Annotated in this window: 11 protein-coding genes, 9 tRNA genes, 6 rRNA genes and 1 other annotated feature; all 26 genes read left to right on the top strand. The window is 45.8% G+C overall.

Annotation, left to right across the window (positions count from 1 at the left end; translation table 11 throughout):
- Positions 1-23 precede the first annotated feature (23 nt).
- The 26 genes from lysS to gltX all read left to right on the top strand — a co-directional run bounded on the left by lysS (position 24) and on the right by gltX (position 24560).
- Positions 24-1523, top strand: a complete 1500-nt coding sequence (gene lysS, locus ABG082_RS00490) for a lysine--tRNA ligase (protein ID WP_348936425.1) — start codon at positions 24-26, stop codon at positions 1521-1523.
- A gap of 342 nt (positions 1524-1865) precedes the next feature.
- Positions 1866-3414: ribosomal RNA gene (locus tag ABG082_RS00495) — 16S ribosomal RNA — on the top strand.
- Between the two features lie 182 nt (positions 3415-3596).
- Positions 3597-6527, top strand: a 23S ribosomal RNA gene (locus tag ABG082_RS00500).
- Between the two features lie 61 nt (positions 6528-6588).
- Positions 6589-6704, top strand: a 5S ribosomal RNA gene (gene rrf, locus ABG082_RS00505).
- A 766-nt stretch (positions 6705-7470) separates the two neighbouring features.
- A tRNA-Val gene (locus tag ABG082_RS00510) sits at positions 7471-7546 on the top strand.
- Positions 7547-7579: 33 nt separating this feature from the next.
- Positions 7580-7655, top strand: a tRNA-Thr gene (locus ABG082_RS00515).
- Between the two features lie 37 nt (positions 7656-7692).
- Positions 7693-7768: transfer RNA gene (locus ABG082_RS00520), tRNA-Lys, on the top strand.
- A gap of 7 nt (positions 7769-7775) precedes the next feature.
- Positions 7776-7858 (top strand) — tRNA-Leu (locus ABG082_RS00525).
- Between the two features lie 30 nt (positions 7859-7888).
- A tRNA-Gly gene (locus ABG082_RS00530) sits at positions 7889-7960 on the top strand.
- Between the two features lie 12 nt (positions 7961-7972).
- Positions 7973-8058: transfer RNA gene (locus ABG082_RS00535), tRNA-Leu, on the top strand.
- A gap of 11 nt (positions 8059-8069) precedes the next feature.
- A tRNA-Arg gene (locus ABG082_RS00540) sits at positions 8070-8146 on the top strand.
- Positions 8147-8153: 7 nt separating this feature from the next.
- A tRNA-Pro gene (locus ABG082_RS00545) sits at positions 8154-8230 on the top strand.
- Between the two features lie 8 nt (positions 8231-8238).
- Positions 8239-8314 (top strand) — tRNA-Ala (locus tag ABG082_RS00550).
- 127 nt (positions 8315-8441) lie between these two features.
- A 16S ribosomal RNA gene (locus ABG082_RS00555) occupies positions 8442-9990 on the top strand.
- A 182-nt stretch (positions 9991-10172) separates the two neighbouring features.
- A 23S ribosomal RNA gene (locus ABG082_RS00560) occupies positions 10173-13103 on the top strand.
- Positions 13104-13164: 61 nt separating this feature from the next.
- Positions 13165-13280: ribosomal RNA gene (gene rrf, locus ABG082_RS00565) — 5S ribosomal RNA — on the top strand.
- The 16S, 23S and 5S rRNA genes sit together here with 9 tRNA genes alongside, the layout of an rRNA operon.
- Positions 13281-13457: 177 nt before the next feature.
- The gene (locus ABG082_RS00570) at positions 13458-13922 is read left to right on the top strand and encodes a CtsR family transcriptional regulator (protein ID WP_003217184.1); all 465 of its coding nucleotides are present in this window, start codon (positions 13458-13460) and stop codon (positions 13920-13922) included.
- 14 nt (positions 13923-13936) lie between these two features.
- Complete coding sequence (locus ABG082_RS00575) at positions 13937-14494, top strand: UvrB/UvrC motif-containing protein (protein ID WP_007496258.1); 558 nt, start codon at positions 13937-13939, stop codon at positions 14492-14494.
- Positions 14495-14498: 4 nt separating this feature from the next.
- Positions 14499-15590 (top strand): protein arginine kinase, encoded by a 1092-nt coding sequence (locus ABG082_RS00580; protein WP_017366451.1) that lies wholly within the window; start codon positions 14499-14501, stop codon positions 15588-15590.
- Positions 15587-18022 (top strand): ATP-dependent protease ATP-binding subunit ClpC, encoded by a 2436-nt coding sequence (gene clpC / locus ABG082_RS00585; RefSeq protein WP_007496263.1) that lies wholly within the window; start codon positions 15587-15589, stop codon positions 18020-18022. The genes ABG082_RS00580 and clpC overlap by 4 nt, the downstream gene beginning before the upstream one ends.
- Before the next feature lie 93 nt (positions 18023-18115).
- Positions 18116-19495 (top strand): DNA repair protein RadA, encoded by a 1380-nt coding sequence (gene radA, locus ABG082_RS00590; protein WP_017359160.1) that lies wholly within the window; start codon positions 18116-18118, stop codon positions 19493-19495.
- A 2-nt stretch (positions 19496-19497) separates the two neighbouring features.
- Positions 19498-20577 (top strand): DNA integrity scanning diadenylate cyclase DisA, encoded by a 1080-nt coding sequence (disA, locus tag ABG082_RS00595; protein ID WP_007496267.1) that lies wholly within the window; start codon positions 19498-19500, stop codon positions 20575-20577.
- Positions 20578-20730: 153 nt separating this feature from the next.
- On the top strand, positions 20731-21831 hold the full coding sequence (locus ABG082_RS00600) for a PIN/TRAM domain-containing protein (protein WP_003217214.1): 1101 nt from the start codon (positions 20731-20733) through the stop codon (positions 21829-21831).
- A gap of 13 nt (positions 21832-21844) precedes the next feature.
- Positions 21845-22534, top strand: a complete 690-nt coding sequence (gene ispD / locus ABG082_RS00605; RefSeq protein ID WP_008345432.1) for a 2-C-methyl-D-erythritol 4-phosphate cytidylyltransferase — start codon at positions 21845-21847, stop codon at positions 22532-22534.
- Between the two features lie 3 nt (positions 22535-22537).
- Positions 22538-23014: a 2-C-methyl-D-erythritol 2,4-cyclodiphosphate synthase gene (gene ispF / locus ABG082_RS00610; RefSeq protein WP_007496273.1), complete on the top strand. Its 477-nt coding sequence runs from the start codon at positions 22538-22540 to the stop codon at positions 23012-23014.
- A 94-nt stretch (positions 23015-23108) separates the two neighbouring features.
- Complete coding sequence (gene gltX / locus ABG082_RS00615) at positions 23109-24560, top strand: glutamate--tRNA ligase (protein ID WP_268361499.1); 1452 nt, start codon at positions 23109-23111, stop codon at positions 24558-24560.
- Positions 24561-24790 (top strand) — a binding site (T-box leader).
- The last annotated feature ends 76 nt before the right edge of the window (positions 24791-24866 follow it).

The following is a 24866-nucleotide window of genomic DNA, read 5'->3' on the forward strand; positions in this document are numbered from 1 at the left end:
AATACATTATTGGAGTGATATAAATGAGTAATGAAGGGCTTAATAACGAAGAATTAAATGATCAATTCCAAGTAAGACGTGACAAAATGAATAAAATGAGAGAAGAGGGTATCGATCCATTCGGTGAACGATATGACCGTTCTCATCAATCTGCACAAATTATTGCTGAATATGACGAGTTTTCAAAAGAAGACTTAGAAGAAAAAGCAGATCAAGTAACAATTGCTGGCCGTATGATGACAAAACGCGGAAAAGGGAAAGCTGGCTTTGCACACATTCAAGACTTAGAAGGACAAATTCAAATCTATGTACGTAAAGATAGTGTAGGAGAAGAAGCTTACGAATTATTCAAAAGCTCAGACCTAGGCGATATTATCGGTGTGACGGGAACCGTATTTAAAACGAATGTAGGAGAACTTTCAATTAAAGCGACTAGCTTTGAGGTTCTTACAAAAGCACTTCGCCCGCTCCCTGATAAATATCACGGACTAAAAGATGTAGAACAACGCTATCGTCAGCGTTACCTTGACTTGATTGTCAATCCAGAAAGTAAGCAGACGTTCATCATGCGAAGCAAAATCATTCAATCAATGAGAAGATACTTAGATTCAAAAGGATACCTAGAAGTTGAAACACCAACAATGCATAGCATCCCTGGTGGTGCATCAGCTCGTCCTTTCATTACTCATCACAATGCACTTGATATGCCGCTTTATATGCGTATTGCGATCGAGCTGCATTTAAAACGTCTGATTGTCGGTGGTCTAGAGAAAGTATATGAGATTGGCCGCGTATTCCGTAATGAAGGAGTCTCAACTCGTCATAACCCGGAATTTACTATGATTGAGCTGTATGAAGCATATGCAGACTATAAAGATATCATGAACCTAACGGAAAACTTGATTGCTCATATTGCCCAAGAGGTACTAGGAACAACAACGATTCAATATGGAGAAGATGAAATTGATCTAAAACCTGAATGGAAGAGACTCCATATGGTTGAAGCAGTCAAAGAAGCGACAGGTGTAGACTTCTGGCAAGAGATGTCTGTAGAAGAAGCAAAACAGCATGCTGCTGATCACGGTGTTGAAATCACAAAAAACATGACAGTAGGTCATATTATCAATGAGTTCTTCGAGCAAAAAGTAGAAGAAACACTGGTTCAGCCTACTTTTATTTACGGGCACCCAGTCGAGATTTCTCCATTAGCTAAGAAAAATCCTGAAGACCCGCGCTTCACGGACCGCTTTGAGCTATTCATCGTGCGCCGCGAGCATGCAAATGCATTCACCGAGCTGAATGATCCAATCGACCAAAGAGAACGTTTTGAAGCTCAATTAAAAGAACGTGAAGAAGGAAATGACGAAGCGCATCTCATGGATGACGATTTTGTTGAAGCATTAGAATATGGCATGCCGCCAACAGGCGGACTAGGAATCGGTATCGACCGATTAATCATGCTGCTAACAAATTCTCCATCAATCAGAGATGTACTGCTTTTCCCGCAAATGAGAAACCGTTAATACATCAACAAAAGCGCCATTTGATCTGTGGCGCTTTTTATTTTTCATAAAATGAAACTTTTTTTAAAAAAACTATTGCAAGAAAAGAATCCAGATGGTATATTATTATTCGTTGCCGCAAAACAGCAACGAGGTTGAAAAAAGAAAATGAAAAAAGTTCTTGACTTCAACCGAAGCGAAATGTTAAGATATTAAAGTCGCTTACGGGCGATAACGAAGATGATCTTTGAAAACTAAACAAGACAAAACGTACCTGTTAATTCGAGTTTTTATAAAAAAATCCTATGATACATCATAGGTAGTCAGTCAAACTGGCGAAAAGCAAAACTTCGGTTTTGTACTTTTTCGGAGAGTTTGATCCTGGCTCAGGACGAACGCTGGCGGCGTGCCTAATACATGCAAGTCGAGCGGACAGAAGGGAGCTTGCTCCCGGATGTTAGCGGCGGACGGGTGAGTAACACGTGGGTAACCTGCCTGTAAGACTGGGATAACTCCGGGAAACCGGAGCTAATACCGGATAGTTCCTTGAACCGCATGGTTCAAGGATGAAAGACGGTTTCGGCTGTCACTTACAGATGGACCCGCGGCGCATTAGCTAGTTGGTGAGGTAACGGCTCACCAAGGCGACGATGCGTAGCCGACCTGAGAGGGTGATCGGCCACACTGGGACTGAGACACGGCCCAGACTCCTACGGGAGGCAGCAGTAGGGAATCTTCCGCAATGGACGAAAGTCTGACGGAGCAACGCCGCGTGAGTGATGAAGGTTTTCGGATCGTAAAGCTCTGTTGTTAGGGAAGAACAAGTGCAAGAGTAACTGCTTGCACCTTGACGGTACCTAACCAGAAAGCCACGGCTAACTACGTGCCAGCAGCCGCGGTAATACGTAGGTGGCAAGCGTTGTCCGGAATTATTGGGCGTAAAGGGCTCGCAGGCGGTTTCTTAAGTCTGATGTGAAAGCCCCCGGCTCAACCGGGGAGGGTCATTGGAAACTGGGAAACTTGAGTGCAGAAGAGGAGAGTGGAATTCCACGTGTAGCGGTGAAATGCGTAGAGATGTGGAGGAACACCAGTGGCGAAGGCGACTCTCTGGTCTGTAACTGACGCTGAGGAGCGAAAGCGTGGGGAGCGAACAGGATTAGATACCCTGGTAGTCCACGCCGTAAACGATGAGTGCTAAGTGTTAGGGGGTTTCCGCCCCTTAGTGCTGCAGCTAACGCATTAAGCACTCCGCCTGGGGAGTACGGTCGCAAGACTGAAACTCAAAGGAATTGACGGGGGCCCGCACAAGCGGTGGAGCATGTGGTTTAATTCGAAGCAACGCGAAGAACCTTACCAGGTCTTGACATCCTCTGACAACCCTAGAGATAGGGCTTTCCCTTCGGGGACAGAGTGACAGGTGGTGCATGGTTGTCGTCAGCTCGTGTCGTGAGATGTTGGGTTAAGTCCCGCAACGAGCGCAACCCTTGATCTTAGTTGCCAGCATTCAGTTGGGCACTCTAAGGTGACTGCCGGTGACAAACCGGAGGAAGGTGGGGATGACGTCAAATCATCATGCCCCTTATGACCTGGGCTACACACGTGCTACAATGGACAGAACAAAGGGCTGCGAGACCGCAAGGTTTAGCCAATCCCACAAATCTGTTCTCAGTTCGGATCGCAGTCTGCAACTCGACTGCGTGAAGCTGGAATCGCTAGTAATCGCGGATCAGCATGCCGCGGTGAATACGTTCCCGGGCCTTGTACACACCGCCCGTCACACCACGAGAGTTTGCAACACCCGAAGTCGGTGAGGTAACCTTTATGGAGCCAGCCGCCGAAGGTGGGGCAGATGATTGGGGTGAAGTCGTAACAAGGTAGCCGTATCGGAAGGTGCGGCTGGATCACCTCCTTTCTAAGGATATATGGAGCAGCGTACGTTTTTCGTCTTGTTTAGTTTTGAAGGATCATTCCTTCAAACATGTCTCTAGCGAGACAGGATTGTTCTTTGAAAACTAGATAACAATAAGTAATACATTCACATTGAATGCAATGCAAAGTTCATCACACATAGTGATTCTTTCTAAAGTAAGAAATGGTTAAGTTAGAAAGGGCGCACGGTGGATGCCTTGGCACTAGGAGCCGATGAAGGACGGGACGAACACCGATATGCTTCGGGGAGCTGTAAGCAAGCTTTGATCCGGAGATTTCCGAATGGGGAAACCCACTGCTCGTAATGGAGTAGTATCCATACTTGAATACATAGAGTATGAGAAGGCATACCCGGGGAACTGAAACATCTAAGTACCCGGAGGAAGAGAAAGCAAATGCGATTCCCTGAGTAGCGGCGAGCGAAACGGGAACAGCCCAAACCAAGAGGCTTGCCTCTTGGGGTTGTAGGACACTCTATACGGAGTTACAAAGGAACGATATAAGCGAAGAGGTCTGGAAAGGCCCGCCAAAGAAGGTAACAGCCCTGTAACTGAAATGTTGTTCTCTCCAGAGTGGATCCTGAGTACGGCGGAACACGTGAAATTCCGTCGGAATCCGGGAGGACCATCTCCCAAGGCTAAATACTCCCTAGTGACCGATAGTGAACCAGTACCGTGAGGGAAAGGTGAAAAGCACCCCGGAAGGGGAGTGAAATAGATCCTGAAACCGTGTGCCTACAAGTAGTCAGAGCCCGTTAACGGGTGATGGCGTGCCTTTTGTAGAATGAACCGGCGAGTTACGATCCCGTGCAAGGTTAAGCAGAAGATGCGGAGCCGCAGCGAAAGCGAGTCTGAATAGGGCGCATGAGTACGTGGTCGTAGACCCGAAACCAGGTGATCTACCCATGTCCAGGGTGAAGTTCAGGTAACACTGAATGGAGGCCCGAACCCACGCACGTTGAAAAGTGCGGGGATGAGGTGTGGGTAGGGGTGAAATGCCAATCGAACCTGGAGATAGCTGGTTCTCTCCGAAATAGCTTTAGGGCTAGCCTCAAGGTAAGAGTCTCGGAGGTAGAGCACTGATTGGACTAGGGGCCCCTACCGGGTTACCGAATTCAGTCAAACTCCGAATGCCGATGACTTATCCTTGGGAGTCAGACTGCGAGTGATAAGATCCGTAGTCGAAAGGGAAACAGCCCAGACCGCCAGCTAAGGTCCCAAAGTATACGTTAAGTGGAAAAGGATGTGGAGTTGCTTAGACAACCAGGATGTTGGCTTAGAAGCAGCCACCATTTAAAGAGTGCGTAATAGCTCACTGGTCGAGTGACTCTGCGCCGAAAATGTACCGGGGCTAAACGTATCACCGAAGCTGCGGACTGTTCTTACGAACAGTGGTAGGAGAGCGTTCTAAGTGCAGTGAAGTCAGACCGGAAGGACTGGTGGAGCGCTTAGAAGTGAGAATGCCGGTATGAGTAGCGAAAGACGGGTGAGAATCCCGTCCACCGAATGCCTAAGGTTTCCTGAGGAAGGCTCGTCCGCTCAGGGTTAGTCGGGACCTAAGCCGAGGCCGAAAGGCGTAGGCGATGGACAACAGGTTGATATTCCTGTACCACCTCCTCACCATTTGAGCAATGGGGGGACGCAGGAGGATAGGGTAAGCGCGGTATTGGATATCCGCGTCCAAGCAGTTAGGCTGGGAAATAGGCAAATCCGTTTCCCGTGAAGGCTGAGCTGTGATGGCGAGCGAAATTTAGTAGCGAAGTTCCTGATTCCACACTGCCAAGAAAAGCCTCTAGCGAGGTGAGAGGTGCCCGTACCGCAAACCGACACAGGTAGGCGAGGAGAGAATCCTAAGGTGATCGAGAGAACTCTCGTTAAGGAACTCGGCAAAATGACCCCGTAACTTCGGGAGAAGGGGTGCTTCTTAGGGTGTTAAAGCCCCGAGAAGCCGCAGTGAATAGGCCCAGGCGACTGTTTAGCAAAAACACAGGTCTCTGCGAAGCCGTAAGGCGAAGTATAGGGGCTGACGCCTGCCCGGTGCTGGAAGGTTAAGAGGAGCGCTTAGCGTAAGCGAAGGTGCGAATTGAAGCCCCAGTAAACGGCGGCCGTAACTATAACGGTCCTAAGGTAGCGAAATTCCTTGTCGGGTAAGTTCCGACCCGCACGAAAGGCGCAACGATCTGGGCACTGTCTCAACGAGAGACTCGGTGAAATTATAGTACCTGTGAAGATGCAGGTTACCCGCGACAGGACGGAAAGACCCCGTGGAGCTTTACTGCAGCCTGATATTGAATGTTGGTACAGCTTGTACAGGATAGGTAGGAGCCTTGGAAACCGGAGCGCTAGCTTCGGTGGAGGCATCGGTGGGATACTACCCTGGCTGTATTGACCTTCTAACCCGCTGCCCTTATCGGGCAGGGAGACAGTGTCAGGTGGGCAGTTTGACTGGGGCGGTCGCCTCCTAAAATGTAACGGAGGCGCCCAAAGGTTCCCTCAGAATGGTTGGAAATCATTCGCAGAGTGTAAAGGCACAAGGGAGCTTGACTGCGAGACCTACAAGTCGAGCAGGGACGAAAGTCGGGCTTAGTGATCCGGTGGTTCCGCATGGAAGGGCCATCGCTCAACGGATAAAAGCTACCCCGGGGATAACAGGCTTATCTCCCCCAAGAGTCCACATCGACGGGGAGGTTTGGCACCTCGATGTCGGCTCATCGCATCCTGGGGCTGTAGTCGGTCCCAAGGGTTGGGCTGTTCGCCCATTAAAGCGGTACGCGAGCTGGGTTCAGAACGTCGTGAGACAGTTCGGTCCCTATCCGTCGCGGGCGCAGGAAATTTGAGAGGAGCTGTCCTTAGTACGAGAGGACCGGGATGGACGCACCGCTGGTGTACCAGTTGTTCTGCCAAGGGCATCGCTGGGTAGCTATGTGCGGACGGGATAAGTGCTGAAAGCATCTAAGCATGAAGCCCCCCTCAAGATGAGATTTCCCATTCCGCAAGGAAGTAAGATCCCTGAAAGATGATCAGGTTGATAGGTCTGAGGTGGAAGCGTGGTGACACGTGGAGCTGACAGATACTAATAGATCGAGGACTTAACCTATATTCTAATGTGAAAAATGAACATTGTTATCTAGTTTTGAGAGAACATTCTCTCCATCAGGTTTGGTGGCGATAGCGAAGAGGTCACACCCGTTCCCATACCGAACACGGAAGTTAAGCTCTTCAGCGCCGATGGTAGTTGGGGGTTTCCCCCTGTGAGAGTAGGACGCCGCCAAGCTTTTCAAAGGATCAGTTCCAGTCGGAACTGGTCTTTTTTGTGTTTCAATAAATGATATATCTATTTATAATGAAAATAATGGTCTTTCACTACATTCTCAATAACTCATTCATTTCATCCCCTTCACTGGCATTCTAGACATTCTATAATATTCTTATCATCTAATCTCGTCGCTCGCTCATCTTGCTAAGAGTCAACATATCTAAAAAGGATCTTCTCCTCTGGCAACCATATGTAGCGAACTGCGCTTGCTGCTAGATCATTGAAACCTACATAAGAGAGCAAATGACATCTTGGATTGCTAATGAGAGAGGAAGGAGATTTGAGTTAAGTACCTCAATGTTTGATGAGGCAAGGGAACATTGAGACGATTTTTTGGAAAATGACCATGATCAATTTAATATAAAGCAATTATACAAAAATGGTTTCTCGGAAAAATAAAATAATAAAAAAATTCGTTTCTAAATGCACGTTATCTGAGGATATAAGGAATAAAACAAACATTTTTCAGCTTTAAAAGAGCTGTTTTTACATTGAAAAAGCGCTATTAATGCCCTTTTTAACAAAAAAACATAAAAAAATGAAAAAAAGACTTTTAAAATGAAGAAACAAGTGGTAAACTTCTTTAGGTGCCTTAACGAAAAGGTTTTAAAAAACAGATTTAAAATAAATTCGAAAATTATTTTAAAAAAGTCTTTACAAACAATATCTTATCGTTATATAATACTATTTGTCAGATCGAGAGACATTCGAAACGACACAATATGGAGGATTAGCTCAGCTGGGAGAGCATCTGCCTTACAAGCAGAGGGTCGGCGGTTCGAGCCCGTCATCCTCCACCATATTTATTCTTACATAATGTTAGGATAGATAAAGCCGGTGTAGCTCAACTGGTAGAGCAACTGACTTGTAATCAGTAGGTTGGGGGTTCAAGTCCTCTTGCCGGCACCACTTTCATATGGTAAGATAGACAAGTCGCTTTAAAAGCGAGCCATTAGCTCAGTTGGTAGAGCATCTGACTTTTAATCAGAGGGTCGAAGGTTCGAGTCCTTCATGGCTCACCATTTTCATGCGGGTGTGGCGGAATTGGCAGACGCGCTAGACTTAGGATCTAGTGTCTTTATGACGTGGGGGTTCAAGTCCCTTCACCCGCATTGCCAAACAACATAAAGAAATCCTGTAATGCGGAAGTAGTTCAGTGGTAGAACACCACCTTGCCAAGGTGGGGGTCGCGGGTTCGAATCCCGTCTTCCGCTTATACCATCCACGCCGGGGTGGTGGAATTGGCAGACACACAGGACTTAAAATCCTGCGGTAGGTGACTACCGTGCCGGTTCAAGTCCGGCCCTCGGCATTATAAAATAAGCGCCCGTAGCTCAATTGGATAGAGCGTTTGACTACGGATCAAAAGGTTAGGGGTTCGACTCCTCTCGGGCGCGCCATTAAGATCGGGAAGTAGCTCAGCTTGGTAGAGCACTTGGTTTGGGACCAAGGGGTCGCAGGTTCGAATCCTGTCTTCCCGACCATCTTTTATGGGGCCTTAGCTCAGCTGGGAGAGCGCCTGCCTTGCACGCAGGAGGTCAGCGGTTCGATCCCGCTAGGCTCCACCAATATGATCTTTGAAAACTAAACAAGACAAAACGTACCTGTTAATTCGAGTTTTTATAAAAAAATCCTATGATACTTCATAGGTAGTCAGTCAAACGCTGACGAAAAACAAAACTTCGGTTTTGTACTTTTTCGGAGAGTTTGATCCTGGCTCAGGACGAACGCTGGCGGCGTGCCTAATACATGCAAGTCGAGCGGACAGAAGGGAGCTTGCTCCCGGATGTTAGCGGCGGACGGGTGAGTAACACGTGGGTAACCTGCCTGTAAGACTGGGATAACTCCGGGAAACCGGAGCTAATACCGGATAGTTCCTTGAACCGCATGGTTCAAGGATGAAAGACGGTTTCGGCTGTCACTTACAGATGGACCCGCGGCGCATTAGCTAGTTGGTGAGGTAACGGCTCACCAAGGCGACGATGCGTAGCCGACCTGAGAGGGTGATCGGCCACACTGGGACTGAGACACGGCCCAGACTCCTACGGGAGGCAGCAGTAGGGAATCTTCCGCAATGGACGAAAGTCTGACGGAGCAACGCCGCGTGAGTGATGAAGGTTTTCGGATCGTAAAGCTCTGTTGTTAGGGAAGAACAAGTGCAAGAGTAACTGCTTGCACCTTGACGGTACCTAACCAGAAAGCCACGGCTAACTACGTGCCAGCAGCCGCGGTAATACGTAGGTGGCAAGCGTTGTCCGGAATTATTGGGCGTAAAGGGCTCGCAGGCGGTTTCTTAAGTCTGATGTGAAAGCCCCCGGCTCAACCGGGGAGGGTCATTGGAAACTGGGAAACTTGAGTGCAGAAGAGGAGAGTGGAATTCCACGTGTAGCGGTGAAATGCGTAGAGATGTGGAGGAACACCAGTGGCGAAGGCGACTCTCTGGTCTGTAACTGACGCTGAGGAGCGAAAGCGTGGGGAGCGAACAGGATTAGATACCCTGGTAGTCCACGCCGTAAACGATGAGTGCTAAGTGTTAGGGGGTTTCCGCCCCTTAGTGCTGCAGCTAACGCATTAAGCACTCCGCCTGGGGAGTACGGTCGCAAGACTGAAACTCAAAGGAATTGACGGGGGCCCGCACAAGCGGTGGAGCATGTGGTTTAATTCGAAGCAACGCGAAGAACCTTACCAGGTCTTGACATCCTCTGACAACCCTAGAGATAGGGCTTTCCCTTCGGGGACAGAGTGACAGGTGGTGCATGGTTGTCGTCAGCTCGTGTCGTGAGATGTTGGGTTAAGTCCCGCAACGAGCGCAACCCTTGATCTTAGTTGCCAGCATTCAGTTGGGCACTCTAAGGTGACTGCCGGTGACAAACCGGAGGAAGGTGGGGATGACGTCAAATCATCATGCCCCTTATGACCTGGGCTACACACGTGCTACAATGGACAGAACAAAGGGCTGCGAGACCGCAAGGTTTAGCCAATCCCACAAATCTGTTCTCAGTTCGGATCGCAGTCTGCAACTCGACTGCGTGAAGCTGGAATCGCTAGTAATCGCGGATCAGCATGCCGCGGTGAATACGTTCCCGGGCCTTGTACACACCGCCCGTCACACCACGAGAGTTTGCAACACCCGAAGTCGGTGAGGTAACCTTTATGGAGCCAGCCGCCGAAGGTGGGGCAGATGATTGGGGTGAAGTCGTAACAAGGTAGCCGTATCGGAAGGTGCGGCTGGATCACCTCCTTTCTAAGGATATATGGAGCAGCGTACGTTTTTCGTCTTGTTTAGTTTTGAAGGATCATTCCTTCAAACATGTCTCTAGCGAGACAGGATTGTTCTTTGAAAACTAGATAACAATAAGTAATACATTCACATTGAATGCAATGCAAAGTTCATCACACATAGTGATTCTTTCTAAAGTAAGAAATGGTTAAGTTAGAAAGGGCGCACGGTGGATGCCTTGGCACTAGGAGCCGATGAAGGACGGGACGAACACCGATATGCTTCGGGGAGCTGTAAGCAAGCTTTGATCCGGAGATTTCCGAATGGGGAAACCCACTGCTCGTAATGGAGTAGTATCCATACTTGAATACATAGAGTATGAGAAGGCATACCCGGGGAACTGAAACATCTAAGTACCCGGAGGAAGAGAAAGCAAATGCGATTCCCTGAGTAGCGGCGAGCGAAACGGGAACAGCCCAAACCAAGAGGCTTGCCTCTTGGGGTTGTAGGACACTCTATACGGAGTTACAAAGGAACGATATAAGCGAAGAGGTCTGGAAAGGCCCGCCAAAGAAGGTAACAGCCCTGTAACTGAAATGTTGTTCTCTCCAGAGTGGATCCTGAGTACGGCGGAACACGTGAAATTCCGTCGGAATCCGGGAGGACCATCTCCCAAGGCTAAATACTCCCTAGTGACCGATAGTGAACCAGTACCGTGAGGGAAAGGTGAAAAGCACCCCGGAAGGGGAGTGAAATAGATCCTGAAACCGTGTGCCTACAAGTAGTCAGAGCCCGTTAACGGGTGATGGCGTGCCTTTTGTAGAATGAACCGGCGAGTTACGATCCCGTGCAAGGTTAAGCAGAAGATGCGGAGCCGCAGCGAAAGCGAGTCTGAATAGGGCGCATGAGTACGTGGTCGTAGACCCGAAACCAGGTGATCTACCCATGTCCAGGGTGAAGTTCAGGTAACACTGAATGGAGGCCCGAACCCACGCACGTTGAAAAGTGCGGGGATGAGGTGTGGGTAGGGGTGAAATGCCAATCGAACCTGGAGATAGCTGGTTCTCTCCGAAATAGCTTTAGGGCTAGCCTCAAGGTAAGAGTCTCGGAGGTAGAGCACTGATTGGACTAGGGGCCCCTACCGGGTTACCGAATTCAGTCAAACTCCGAATGCCGATGACTTATCCTTGGGAGTCAGACTGCGAGTGATAAGATCCGTAGTCGAAAGGGAAACAGCCCAGACCGCCAGCTAAGGTCCCAAAGTATACGTTAAGTGGAAAAGGATGTGGAGTTGCTTAGACAACCAGGATGTTGGCTTAGAAGCAGCCACCATTTAAAGAGTGCGTAATAGCTCACTGGTCGAGTGACTCTGCGCCGAAAATGTACCGGGGCTAAACGTATCACCGAAGCTGCGGACTGTTCTTACGAACAGTGGTAGGAGAGCGTTCTAAGTGCAGTGAAGTCAGACCGGAAGGACTGGTGGAGCGCTTAGAAGTGAGAATGCCGGTATGAGTAGCGAAAGACGGGTGAGAATCCCGTCCACCGAATGCCTAAGGTTTCCTGAGGAAGGCTCGTCCGCTCAGGGTTAGTCGGGACCTAAGCCGAGGCCGAAAGGCGTAGGCGATGGACAACAGGTTGATATTCCTGTACCACCTCCTCACCATTTGAGCAATGGGGGGACGCAGGAGGATAGGGTAAGCGCGGTATTGGATATCCGCGTCCAAGCAGTTAGGCTGGGAAATAGGCAAATCCGTTTCCCGTGAAGGCTGAGCTGTGATGGCGAGCGAAATTTAGTAGCGAAGTTCCTGATTCCACACTGCCAAGAAAAGCCTCTAGCGAGGTGAGAGGTGCCCGTACCGCAAACCGACACAGGTAGGCGAGGAGAGAATCCTAAGGTGATCGAGAGAACTCTCGTTAAGGAACTCGGCAAAATGACCCCGTAACTTCGGGAGAAGGGGTGCTTCTTAGGGTGTTAAAGCCCCGAGAAGCCGCAGTGAATAGGCCCAGGCGACTGTTTAGCAAAAACACAGGTCTCTGCGAAGCCGTAAGGCGAAGTATAGGGGCTGACGCCTGCCCGGTGCTGGAAGGTTAAGAGGAGCGCTTAGCGTAAGCGAAGGTGCGAATTGAAGCCCCAGTAAACGGCGGCCGTAACTATAACGGTCCTAAGGTAGCGAAATTCCTTGTCGGGTAAGTTCCGACCCGCACGAAAGGCGCAACGATCTGGGCACTGTCTCAACGAGAGACTCGGTGAAATTATAGTACCTGTGAAGATGCAGGTTACCCGCGACAGGACGGAAAGACCCCGTGGAGCTTTACTGCAGCCTGATATTGAATGTTGGTACAGCTTGTACAGGATAGGTAGGAGCCTTGGAAACCGGAGCGCTAGCTTCGGTGGAGGCATCGGTGGGATACTACCCTGGCTGTATTGACCTTCTAACCCGCTGCCCTTATCGGGCAGGGAGACAGTGTCAGGTGGGCAGTTTGACTGGGGCGGTCGCCTCCTAAAATGTAACGGAGGCGCCCAAAGGTTCCCTCAGAATGGTTGGAAATCATTCGCAGAGTGTAAAGGCACAAGGGAGCTTGACTGCGAGACCTACAAGTCGAGCAGGGACGAAAGTCGGGCTTAGTGATCCGGTGGTTCCGCATGGAAGGGCCATCGCTCAACGGATAAAAGCTACCCCGGGGATAACAGGCTTATCTCCCCCAAGAGTCCACATCGACGGGGAGGTTTGGCACCTCGATGTCGGCTCATCGCATCCTGGGGCTGTAGTCGGTCCCAAGGGTTGGGCTGTTCGCCCATTAAAGCGGTACGCGAGCTGGGTTCAGAACGTCGTGAGACAGTTCGGTCCCTATCCGTCGCGGGCGCAGGAAATTTGAGAGGAGCTGTCCTTAGTACGAGAGGACCGGGATGGACGCACCGCTGGTGTACCAGTTGTTCTGCCAAGGGCATCGCTGGGTAGCTATGTGCGGACGGGATAAGTGCTGAAAGCATCTAAGCATGAAGCCCCCCTCAAGATGAGATTTCCCATTCCGCAAGGAAGTAAGATCCCTGAAAGATGATCAGGTTGATAGGTCTGAGGTGGAAGCGTGGTGACACGTGGAGCTGACAGATACTAATAGATCGAGGACTTAACCTATATTCTAATGTGAAAAATGAACATTGTTATCTAGTTTTGAGAGAACATTCTCTCCATCAGGTTTGGTGGCGATAGCGAAGAGGTCACACCCGTTCCCATACCGAACACGGAAGTTAAGCTCTTCAGCGCCGATGGTAGTTGGGGGTTTCCCCCTGTGAGAGTAGGACGCCGCCAAGCTTTTCAAAGGATCAGTTCCAGTCGGAACTGGTCTTTTTTGTGTTTTTGGGACGTTTGGCACCAGATAAATGTGGAAATAATATTGTTAGTTGAGCGATTATCTTGAAAAATCGATCGAAAAAATTTATAGTAAGATTAAAGTCAAATATAGTCAAAGTCAATGGAGGAGGAGGCGGAGTGGCACAAAATATTTCTGATATCATCGAGCAGTATTTGAAGGAAGTCTTGGATCAGAATGGTCGAGAAATATTAGAAATTAAACGCAATGAAATTGCAGATAAGTTTCAATGCGTACCTTCACAAATTAACTATGTTATCAATACACGCTTTACGAGCGAAAGAGGTTATATCGTCGAAAGTAAGCGTGGCGGCGGTGGCTATATCCGTATCATTAAAGTCAAAATGAATGATGAAGTCGATTTATTGAACAACATTATTTCCCAAATATATCATCGTTTATCACAGGCTGCATCTGATCATATCATCATGCGTCTTGTTGAGAACAACATTTTATCTGAAAGAGAAGCAAAGATGATGATTAGTGTCATGGACCGTTCTGTTTTACACATTGATTTACCTGAACGAGATGAACTGCGGGCTCGGATGATGAAAGCGATGTTAAATGCTTTGAAATTAAAGTAAAGCGGGTGAAAAGATTGATTTGTCAAGAATGCAATGAGAGACCAGCCACTTTTCACTTTACGAAAGTAATAAATGGAGAAAAACAAGAAATGCACATATGTGAACAATGTGCAAAAGAAAACAGTGATTCATATGCTATGAGTGGAAACCAAGGTTTCTCGATTCACAACTTATTATCAGGCTTATTGAATATTGATCCTAGCTTTACCACAAGTGCGAATAAAGGATCATCTATTTTTCAAGAGGCAAGAGAAGTGGATCAATGTCCTAAGTGTGGCTTAACTTTTCAGCAATTCAGGAAAACAGGCCGTTTTGGCTGTGCAGAATGTTATCGAACCTTTGATCAGTATTTAAATCCTGTTTTAAGGAAAGTCCATAGTGGAAATACAGTCCATAATGGAAAAGTCCCTAAACGGATTGCCGGCAGTCTGCATGTTCGCCGGAAACTTGAGTTAATGCAGCAAGAACTAAAGCAGCTAATTGAACAGGAAGAGTTTGAAAAAGCAGCGGAAGTTCGAGATCAAATTCGTGCATTAGAGCATGAGCAATCTCAGCAGAGGGAGGGAGATTAACGACATGTCGCTCCAGCATTTTATTCAAGACGCATTAAGTCAATGGATGAAACAGAAAGGACCAGAAAGTGACATTGTTCTAAGCAGTCGTATTCGGTTGGCACGCAACCTAGAGCATGTTCGTTTCCCAACTCAGTTTTCTCAAGAGGAGGCTGAAGCTGTTCTTCAGCAATTCGAGCAAAAGTTTGTGAGCCAGGAAGTGAAGGACATTGGAAACTTTGTTCTGATTCGAATGAATGAAACGCAGCCTTTGGCTAAAAGGGTACTTGTTGAAAAGCATTTGATTAGCCCCAATTTAGCAGAATCAAGATTTGGCGGCTGTTTGCTTTCAGAAAATGAAGAAATCAGTGTCATGCTGAATGAGGAAGACCATATTCGTATTCAATGCTTGTTCCCAGGATTTCAGCTGGCCAATGCACTAAAAGCAGCTAACCAAATAGATGACTGGATTGAAGAGCAAGTGGATTATGCGTTTTCTGAAAAGCGAGGATACTTAACGAGCTGTCCAACCAATGTAGGTACAGGTATTAGGGCTTCAGTCATGATGCACTTACCAGCATTAGCCCTGACAAGACAAATGAATCGCATTATTCCTGCAATTAATCAATTAGGTCTTGTGGTCAGAGGAATTTATGGTGAGGGTAGCGAAGCAATAGGAAACATCTTTCAAATTTCAAATCAAATGACACTGGGTCAATCAGAAGAAGATATTGTAGATGACTTGAATAGTGTGACGGCGCAGCTCATTGAACAAGAGCGATCTGCACGTAAGGCATTATATCAGACGTCTAAAATTGAACTTGAAGACAGAGTGTACCGTTCCTTGGGGATTTTGGCTAATTGCCGCATGATTGAATCTAAGGAAACGGCTAAGTGTTTGTCAGATGTGCGACTTGGAATTGATTTAGGTATCATTAAGGGGCTTTCAAGTAATATACTGAATGAACTCATGATTTTGACACAGCCTGGCTTCCTTCAGCAATATTCAGGAGGAGCCTTGGAACCAAATGAAAGAGATATAAAACGAGCAGCAATTATTAGAGAAAGGCTGCGCTTAGAAATGCATAGGAATGGACAGGAGGATGAAACGATATGATGTTTGGAAGATTCACTGAAAGAGCTCAAAAGGTATTAGCACTTGCACAAGAAGAAGCCATTCGCCTAGGCCATAAGAACATCGGAACAGAGCATATTTTACTTGGTCTTGTACGTGAAGGTGAGGGCATCGCCGCAAAAGCATTAGAAGCACTGGGCCTTGTTTCAGATAAAATCCAAAAAGAAGTCGAGAGCTTGATTGGAAGAGGGCAAGAGGTGTCTCAAGCTATTCCTCATTACACACCTAGAGCGAAGAAGGTTACGGAGCTTTCTATGGATGAAGCGAGAAAGCTTGGTCATTCCTATGTAGGGACAGAACATATTCTTTTAGGTCTTATTCGTGAGGGAGAGGGTGTAGCTGCCCGTGTCTTAAATAACCTCGGAGTGAGCTTAAATAAAGCACGCCAGCAAGTATTGCAGCTTCTAGGCAGCAATGAAACGGGTGCATCTGCAGCAGGATCTAATAGCAATGCCAATACACCAACTTTAGATAGCTTGGCAAGAGACTTAACGGCTATTGCGAAAGAGGACAGCTTGGACCCTGTGATTGGCCGCAGCAAAGAAATTCAGCGTGTCATTGAGGTACTAAGTAGAAGAACAAAGAATAACCCTGTCTTGATTGGGGAGCCTGGTGTTGGTAAAACAGCGATCGCAGAAGGCCTCGCACAGCAAATTATTCACAACGAAGTGCCTGAAATTCTGCGTGATAAACGAGTCATGACACTTGATATGGGAACCGTTGTAGCGGGAACGAAATATCGTGGTGAATTCGAGGATCGTTTGAAAAAAGTCATGGACGAAATCCGTCAGGCTGGAAATATCATTCTCTTCATTGATGAACTTCATACACTGATTGGTGCAGGTGGAGCAGAGGGTGCGATTGATGCCTCTAATATTCTAAAACCATCTTTAGCACGTGGTGAGCTTCAATGTATCGGGGCAACAACGTTAGATGAGTACCGTAAATATATTGAAAAAGATGCTGCACTTGAACGTCGATTCCAGCCAATTCAAGTGGATCAGCCGTCTGTTGATGAAAGTATTCAAATTTTAAGAGGGCTTAGAGACCGTTATGAAGCACATCACCGTGTATCTATTACAGATGAAGCCATTGAGGCGGCGGTAAAGCTTTCTGATCGTTATATCTCCGATCGTTTCCTTCCAGATAAGGCGATCGACTTAATTGATGAGGCAGGTTCAAAAGTTCGCTTACGTTCTTTCACAACACCACCTAACCTAAAGGAACTTGAGCAAAAGCTGGATGAAGTACGCAAAGAAAAGGATGCAGCTGTTCAAAGTCAAGAATTTGAAAAAGCCGCTTCTCTTCGTGATACGGAGCAACGTTTGCGCGAAAAGGTAGAAGTGACGAAGAAATCTTGGAAAGAAAAGCAGGGACAAGAGAATTCAGAGGTTTCTGTTGATGATATCGCAATGGTTGTTTCTAGCTGGACGGGTGTACCTGTTTCGAAAATTGCTCAAACAGAAACAGATAAGCTCCTGAACATGGAACAATTGCTCCACTCTCGCGTCATTGGACAGGATGAAGCAGTTGTTGCTGTTGCAAAAGCTGTAAGACGTGCCCGTGCTGGACTAAAAGATCCGAAACGTCCGATTGGCTCCTTTATTTTCTTAGGGCCAACAGGTGTTGGTAAGACTGAGCTTGCAAGAGCACTCGCTGAGTCTATCTTCGGTGATGAAGAAGCGATGATTCGTATTGATATGTCCGAGTACATGGAAAAACACTCGACTTCAAGACTTGTTGGATCACCTCCAGGCTATGTGGGCTATGATGAGGGCGGTCAGCTGACTGAAAAAGTGAGAAGAAAGCCGTATTCTGTCGTGCTTCTAGATGAGATTGAAAAGGCGCACCCTGATGTGTTTAACATCTTACTTCAAGTGTTAGAAGATGGTCGTCTCACTGATTCTAAAGGTCGTACTGTTGACTTTAGAAATACGATTTTGATTATGACTTCAAACGTTGGAGCTAGTGAGCTGAAGCGCAATAAATATGTTGGCTTTAACGTGCAGGATGAAAGTCAAAATTACAAAGATATGAAAGGCAAAGTAATGGGTGAGTTGAAACGTGCGTTTAGACCGGAGTTCATCAACCGTATTGATGAAATCATTGTCTTCCACTCACTCGAAAAGAAACATCTAAAAGAGATTGTGTCTCTCATGTCTGATCAATTGACAAAACGACTAAAAGAGCAGGACCTTTCAATTGAATTGACGGAAGCAGCAAAAGCCAAGATTGCCGACGAAGGCGTAGATCTTGAGTATGGTGCTCGTCCGCTAAGAAGAGCGATTCAAAAGCACGTCGAGGATCGACTTTCTGAGGAATTGCTGAAAGGCAATATTGAAAAGGGCCAACATATCGTATTAGATGTAGAAGATGGAGAAATTGTCGTAAAAGCAACGGCTGCTACGAACTAATATAGTAAGAAAAAAGTGTGAGGCATACCAGTAAGTTGGATGCCTCCCTTTACTTATTTTCTGACCAGTATAAGGAGTTGTATTCTTCAATCTATGGCTAAGTCAAAATCAAAATTTATATGCCAATCGTGCGGTTATGAGTCAGCCAAATGGATGGGGAAATGTCCCGGCTGCGGCACTTGGAACAGTATGACAGAAGAGGTCGTTCGTAAAGAGCCGGCAAATCGTCGAAGTGCGTTTAATCATTCTGTTCAAACCATTCAAAAACCTTCACCTATATCTGCAATTGAAACATCCGAAGAACCCCGAATTAAAACGAATTTAGAAGAATTTAACCGAGTATTAGGAAGTGGAATTGTCAAAGGTTCACTCGTTCTTATTGGCGGTGATCCTGGGATTGGGAAGTCCACACTATTATTACAAGTTTCAGCACAGCTATCAGATCAAAATCAGAATGTGTTATACATATCTGGTGAGGAATCAATCAAACAAACGAAGCTTAGGGCGGACCGTCTCGGTATTGAAAGTGCCTCTTTACATGTTTTGGCTGAAACCGATATGGAGTATATAACGTCTGCTATACAAGAGATGAAACCCGCTTTTGTTGTGGTCGATTCAATTCAAACCGTTTATCAAAGCGATATCACGTCAGCTCCCGGATCTGTTTCTCAGGTGAGGGAATGCACTGCGCAGCTGATGAAAATTGCCAAGACGAATGGTATTCCTATTTTTATCGTTGGTCATGTGACGAAGGAAGGCTCGATTGCTGGGCCGCGCCTTTTAGAGCATATGGTGGATACAGTTCTTTATTTTGAAGGGGAGCGCCATCATACGTTTCGTATTTTACGGGCAGTGAAAAACCGTTTTGGTTCAACGAATGAATTAGGGATTTTTGAAATGAGAGAGGAAGGGCTCACAGAGGTATTAAACCCATCAGAAATCTTCTTAGAAGAGCGGTCAGCAGGTGTATCTGGATCGTGTGTTGTTGCCTCAATGGAAGGAACAAGACCTGTTCTAGTGGAGATACAAGCACTTATTTCACCGACGAGTTTTGGGAATCCACGGAGAATGGCTACTGGCCTTGATCATAACCGAGTGTCATTGCTTATGGCCGTTTTAGAAAAACGGGTAGGGCTGCTGCTGCAAAACCAAGATGCCTATTTAAAGGTCGCAGGTGGTGTGAAACTTGACGAACCAGCGATTGATTTGGCTATTGCCGTCAGTATTGCATCAAGCTTTAAAGATGCAGCGCCGCATCAAGCAGATTGCTTTATAGGAGAAGTGGGTCTGACGGGAGAAGTCAGAAGAGTATCAAGAATTGAACAGCGTGTGCAGGAAGCTGCTAAACTAGGATTTAAACGAATGTTTATTCCTCAGGCGAATATAGATGGATGGAAAAAACCGAGAGGGATTGAATTAGTCGGTGTAGAAAATGTAGCAGAGGCACTTCGTATTTCACTAGGGGGATCATAGAAATGGAAAAAGAGAAAAAAGGAGCGAGAGAAGTCGATCTCTTAGATATTGTCCAGTTTGTGGCACCGGGGACACCCCTGCGGGCAGGGATTGAAAACGTCCTAAGAGCCAATACTGGAGGGCTCATTGTTGTTGGTTATAACGATAAAGTGAAAAGTGTGGTAGATGGAGGATTTCATATTAATTCTGCTTTCTCCCCAGCACATTTATATGAATTGGCGAAGATGGATGGTGCGATTATTTTAAGTGACTCTGGTCAAAAAATCTTGTATGCGAATACACAGCTCATGCCGGATGCAACCATTCATTCATCAGAAACAGGCATGAGACACCGAACGGCTGAACGTGTAGCAAAGCAGACAGGCTGCTTAATCATTGCCATTTCTGAACGTCGGAACGTCATTACCTTATACCAAGGGAATCGACGATATACGCTGAAAGATATTGGTTTTATTTTGACGAAGGCCAACCAAGCGATACAAACACTGGAGAAATATAAAACCATTTTAGATCATGCCATTTCTGCGTTAAGCGCCTTAGAATTTGAAGAACTTGTGACCTTTGGTGATGTATTATCCGTGCTGCATCGTTATGAAATGGTACTTAGAATCAAAAATGAAATCAATATGTATATCAAAGAGCTTGGGACAGAAGGACACTTGATCCGTCTGCAAGTCAATGAGCTGATTACAGATATGGAGCAGGAAGCGGCTTTATTTATTAAAGATTACGTGAAAGAAAAGATCAAAGATCCATATGTGCTGCTGAAACAGCTCCAAGATATGTCGAGCTTTGAACTTTTAGATGACTCTATTTTGTACAAGTTACTCGGCTATCCAGCATCTACAAATATTGACGAATATGTGTACACAAGAGGATACAGATTACTTCATAAAATCCCTAGATTGCCTATGCCGATCGTTGAAAACGTGGTCGAAGCATTTGGTGTGCTAGATCGAATTATGGAAGCAGATGTACAAGATTTGGATGAAGTAGAAGGAATTGGAGAAGTAAGAGCGAAAAAGATAAAAAAAGGATTAAAAAGACTGCAAGAAAAACATTATATCGACCGTCAGCTATAAAAAGAGAAATTTTTCTTAAATACGGTTAAAAATGGATGAATATGGGTATATTAATGATGGTTTTGTTTTCTGTTCATGATGATAGGAAACTTAAGCATATATCAATGTCAGATGAAGGTGGATTGACAGATGAAAAATAAAGGAGGTGAAGGTATGTTAAAAAGAATCGTTCAGGCGTTTTTTATCATTTTCGGTGCAGTTGTAGGGATTTTTATCATTCCAGAGTTATTTCTGCTGTTAAATGTGAAGGACATACCTTTCATAACAAATGCTTACTCTTCAGCACTAATAGGAGCCGCTGTGTTCTTTATCATTGGTAAATGGTGCACAGGCTATGTGGTTAATTGGGTGAAATGGATCGAGGATTCTCTATTGAAGGCGCCTCTTCCTGATCTTATATCTGGAAGTTTCGGTTTAGTATTTGGACTTATTCTAGCATATCTTATTGTAAACGTGATCCCGCTAAACAATATCCCATATCATATTTTTGGTACCATTATTCCGATTTTCCTGGCTTTCTTTTTAGGATACCTTGGATTTCAGGTAGGGTTTAAGAAGAAGGATGAAATGATGGGGCTGTTTTCCCGATCTGCAAAGGTCACAAAGAAAAAAGGAGCAGCTGATGATGAACCTGAAATAGAAGATAAAAAGCTGAAAATTTTAGACACAAGTGTTATCATTGATGGAAGAATCGCAGATATTTGTCAAACTGGATTCCTAGAAGGTGTGATGGTCATTCCTCAATTTGTACTCGAGGAATTACAGCATATTGCAGACTCTTCTGATGTATTAAAGAGAAATAGAGGCCGAAGAGGTCTTGATATTTTAAATCGTATCCAAAAAGAACTGGATATTAAAGTTGAAATTTACGAAGGTGACTTCGAAGATATTCAAGAGGTTGACAGCAAGCTTGTGAAACTCGCTAAGTTAACTTCAGGTGTTGTTGTGACAAATGATTTTAATTTAAATAAAGTATGCGAACTTCAAAAAGTAGCAGTGTTAAACATCAATGATCTAGCCAATGCAGTCAAACCGGTTGTACTGCCTGGGGAAGAAATGAAGGTACAGGTCATCAAAGATGGGAAAGAGCATAACCAAGGTGTTGCTTACTTAGATGACGGTACGATGATTGTGGTCGAAGAAGGACGCAATTATATTGGAAAAGACATTGATGTGCTCGTCACGAGTGTGCTGCAAACTGCTGCTGGAAGAATGATTTTTGCGAAGCCAAAACTTCTGGAGAAGGCGCTCTAAAGGGAGAACGAACATGTATTATGAAGTAGTTATTCCGGCTGCGGGGCAGGGGAAGCGAATGAAGGCCGGCCGCAATAAACTTTTTATTGAATTGAAAAGAATGCCGGTCATCATCCACACACTGAAGGTGTTTGACGCTCATTCACAATGCAGACGCATGATCTTAGCGATCAATGAAGAAGAGCGTCGTGACTTTGAAAGGCTACTGAAGGTACACGCTTTTCAAACGCCTGTTTCACTTGTCACTGGCGGTGAAGAACGGCAGCAAAGTGTATACGAAGGATTGAAGGCTGTGCAAGATGCGGACATCGTGCTTGTTCATGATGGCGCAAGGCCTTTTATTAAGCATACACAGATTGACTTGCTCGTTAAAGCAGCGATTGAAAAAGGCTCCGCAGTCGTAGCGGTACCAGTGAAAGACACAATCAAACGCGTTCAAGAAGGCAAAGTGGAACAAACCATTGAACGTCAGAGCTTGTGGGCAGTCCAGACCCCACAAGCTTTTCGTCATTCTATTTTAAAAGAAGCGCATGAACATGCGGAGCGGACAGGTTTTCTTGGAACAGATGACGCCAGTCTTGTGGAACAATTACACGGTGAGAGTGTGTATATTGTCCAAGGAGACTATACCAATATTAAACTGACAACACCGGATGATTTATTGGTTGCCAAGGCAATTATGGATGCGGAAAGAGGGTACTAGAACATGTTTAGAATAGGACAAGGTTTTGATGTGCATCAATTAACAGAGGGAAGACCTCTTATTATTGGCGGTGTGACGATCCCTTATGAAAAGGGTCTACTTGGGCATTCAGATGCGGATGTACTGCTTCATACTGTGGCGGATGCCTGCCTAGGTGCGATTGCAGAAGGAGATATCGGCAGACATTTCCCAGACACGGATCCGGAGTTTAAAGATGCAGATTCTTTTAAATTACTTCAGCACGTGTGGGCGCTTGTAAAAGAAAAAGGCTATACACTGGTGAATATCGATTGCACCATCATGGCGCAAAAACCAAAGATGGCACCATACATTCAGCCAATGTGTGAGAAAATCGCAGAAGCTCTTGAGGCAGATGTCACACAGGTGAATGTCAAAGCAACAACGACAGAGAAACTTGGATTTACAGGAAGAGGCGAAGGAATTGCCTCTCAGGCGACAGTGCTTCTTCAGAAAAAGTAAAATCCGTTTTGATGAGAATGGGTTTTGATGATAAAATACGTTTATAAAAAATTGGTGTCAGACAACATGATGCAGATGAAAGGAAGTTAAACTCATGGGAAATGAAGTGCGTGTTCGTTATGCACCGAGTCCAACTGGTCATTTACATATTGGGAATGCTAGAACGGCTCTTTTCAACTATTTGTTCGCACGCAGCCAAGGCGGCAAATTTATTATTCGAATCGAGGATACGGATCAAAAGCGTAATGTAGAAGGCGGAGAAGAAAGTCAGCTTCGTCATTTGCAGTGGCTCGGAATTGATTGGGATGAGAGCATTGATAAAGATGGCGGCTACGGTCCTTACAGACAATCAGAGCGTAATGATATTTACAAAAAATATTATGACGAGCTGCTAGAGAAAGACTTGGCGTATAAGTGCTATTGTACGGCTGAAGAACTAGAAGAAGAGCGTGAAGCACAAATTGCCCGCAGTGAAATGCCTCGATACTCTGGTAAATGCAGTCATTTATCAAAAGAAGAAGAGGACAAGCTGATTGCTGAAGGAAGAGAGCCAAGCATTCGCTTCCGTGTGCCAAAAGGAGAAATCATCAAATTTGATGATATGGTCAAAGGTGATATTTCATTTGAAACAGACGGCATCGGTGACTTTGTCATTGTGAAAAAAGATGGTACGCCAACGTATAACTTCGCTGTAGCGGTGGATGATCATTTGATGAAAATGACTCACATTCTTCGTGGTGAGGATCACATCTCGAATACACCTAAACAAATTATGGTCTTCAATGCATTTGGCTGGGATGTTCCGCTGTTCGGACATATGACGCTGATTGTAAACGAGAATCGCAAGAAATTAAGTAAGCGTGATGAATCAATTATCCAGTTCATCGAACAGTATAAGAACTTGGGCTATTTACCAGAAGCTTTGTTTAACTTCATTGCACTACTTGGGTGGTCTCCAGTTGGCGAAGAGGAACTATTTACAAAAGAGCAGTTCATCGATATTTTCGATGTCAATCGACTTTCTAAGTCACCAGCTCTCTTCGATATGCATAAACTAAAATGGGTGAATAACCAATACGTAAAAGCACTTGATCTTGATCAAGTTGTGGCACTTACACTTCCACATCTTCAAAAGGCAGGCAAGGTAAGCGAGCAGCTGACAGAAGAAGAAAACACGTGGGTGCGCAAACTCATTTCTCTATACCACGAGCAATTGAGCTACGGAGCAGAAATTGTTGAGTTAACAGAGTTGTTCTTTAAGGAACAAATTGAGTATAATCAAGAGGCAAAGGAAGTTCTTGCAGAAGAGCAAGTACCAGAAGTGATGGCTTCGTTTGCAGGTCAGCTTGAACGTCTTGAGTCTTTCACACCTGATGAAATCAAAGCTGCCATTAAAGCGGTACAAAAAGAAACAGGGCATAAAGGTAAGAAACTATTCATGCCAATTCGTGTGGCTGTCACTGGACAAACGCATGGCCCAGAGCTTCCGCAAAGTATTGAACTACTAGGTAAAGAGACGGTATTAAACCGCATTAAACAAATATAAGGAAAATCGTTGCGAGGGAGAAGTACAATGTTATCGTCCATCACAGAAAGAGTCTTCACCGGCTGAAAGAGACTTATGGGCAGACGTTGGAAATGCACCCTCAAGACCCTTGAGGAACACGTATGTTAGTATGCAAGGGCGGTACCCTCCGTTATGGGATGAAGTTGAGAAGGCTGCGAAATGAGGGCTTTCTAAACAGAGTGGAACCGCGTTTTCAAAACGTCTCTGTCATATGGCAGAGGCGTTTTTTATTTGTCCAAAAAAGAGAGCAAGTCCTAAGAGAGATTGATGGGGAAGAACGGGGGG

It is taken from the genome of Bacillus sp. BS1807G30 (genome assembly GCF_040047675.1).
Taxonomy (GTDB): Bacteria; Bacillota; Bacilli; order Bacillales; family Bacillaceae; genus Bacillus; species Bacillus altitudinis.

Coding starts and splice junctions, on each gene's coding strand:
- lysS (WP_348936425.1), top strand. CDS start 24: ATGAGTAATGAAGGGCTTAATAACGAAGAATTAAATGATCAATTCCAA.
- ABG082_RS00580 (WP_017366451.1), top strand. CDS start 14,499: ATGTCGCTCCAGCATTTTATTCAAGACGCATTAAGTCAATGGATGAAA.
- clpC (WP_007496263.1), top strand. CDS start 15,587: ATGATGTTTGGAAGATTCACTGAAAGAGCTCAAAAGGTATTAGCACTT.
- radA (WP_017359160.1), top strand. CDS start 18,116: ATGGCTAAGTCAAAATCAAAATTTATATGCCAATCGTGCGGTTATGAG.
- disA (WP_007496267.1), top strand. CDS start 19,498: ATGGAAAAAGAGAAAAAAGGAGCGAGAGAAGTCGATCTCTTAGATATT.
- ABG082_RS00600 (WP_003217214.1), top strand. CDS start 20,731: ATGTTAAAAAGAATCGTTCAGGCGTTTTTTATCATTTTCGGTGCAGTT.
- ispD (WP_008345432.1), top strand. CDS start 21,845: ATGTATTATGAAGTAGTTATTCCGGCTGCGGGGCAGGGGAAGCGAATG.
- ispF (WP_007496273.1), top strand. CDS start 22,538: ATGTTTAGAATAGGACAAGGTTTTGATGTGCATCAATTAACAGAGGGA.
- gltX (WP_268361499.1), top strand. CDS start 23,109: ATGGGAAATGAAGTGCGTGTTCGTTATGCACCGAGTCCAACTGGTCAT.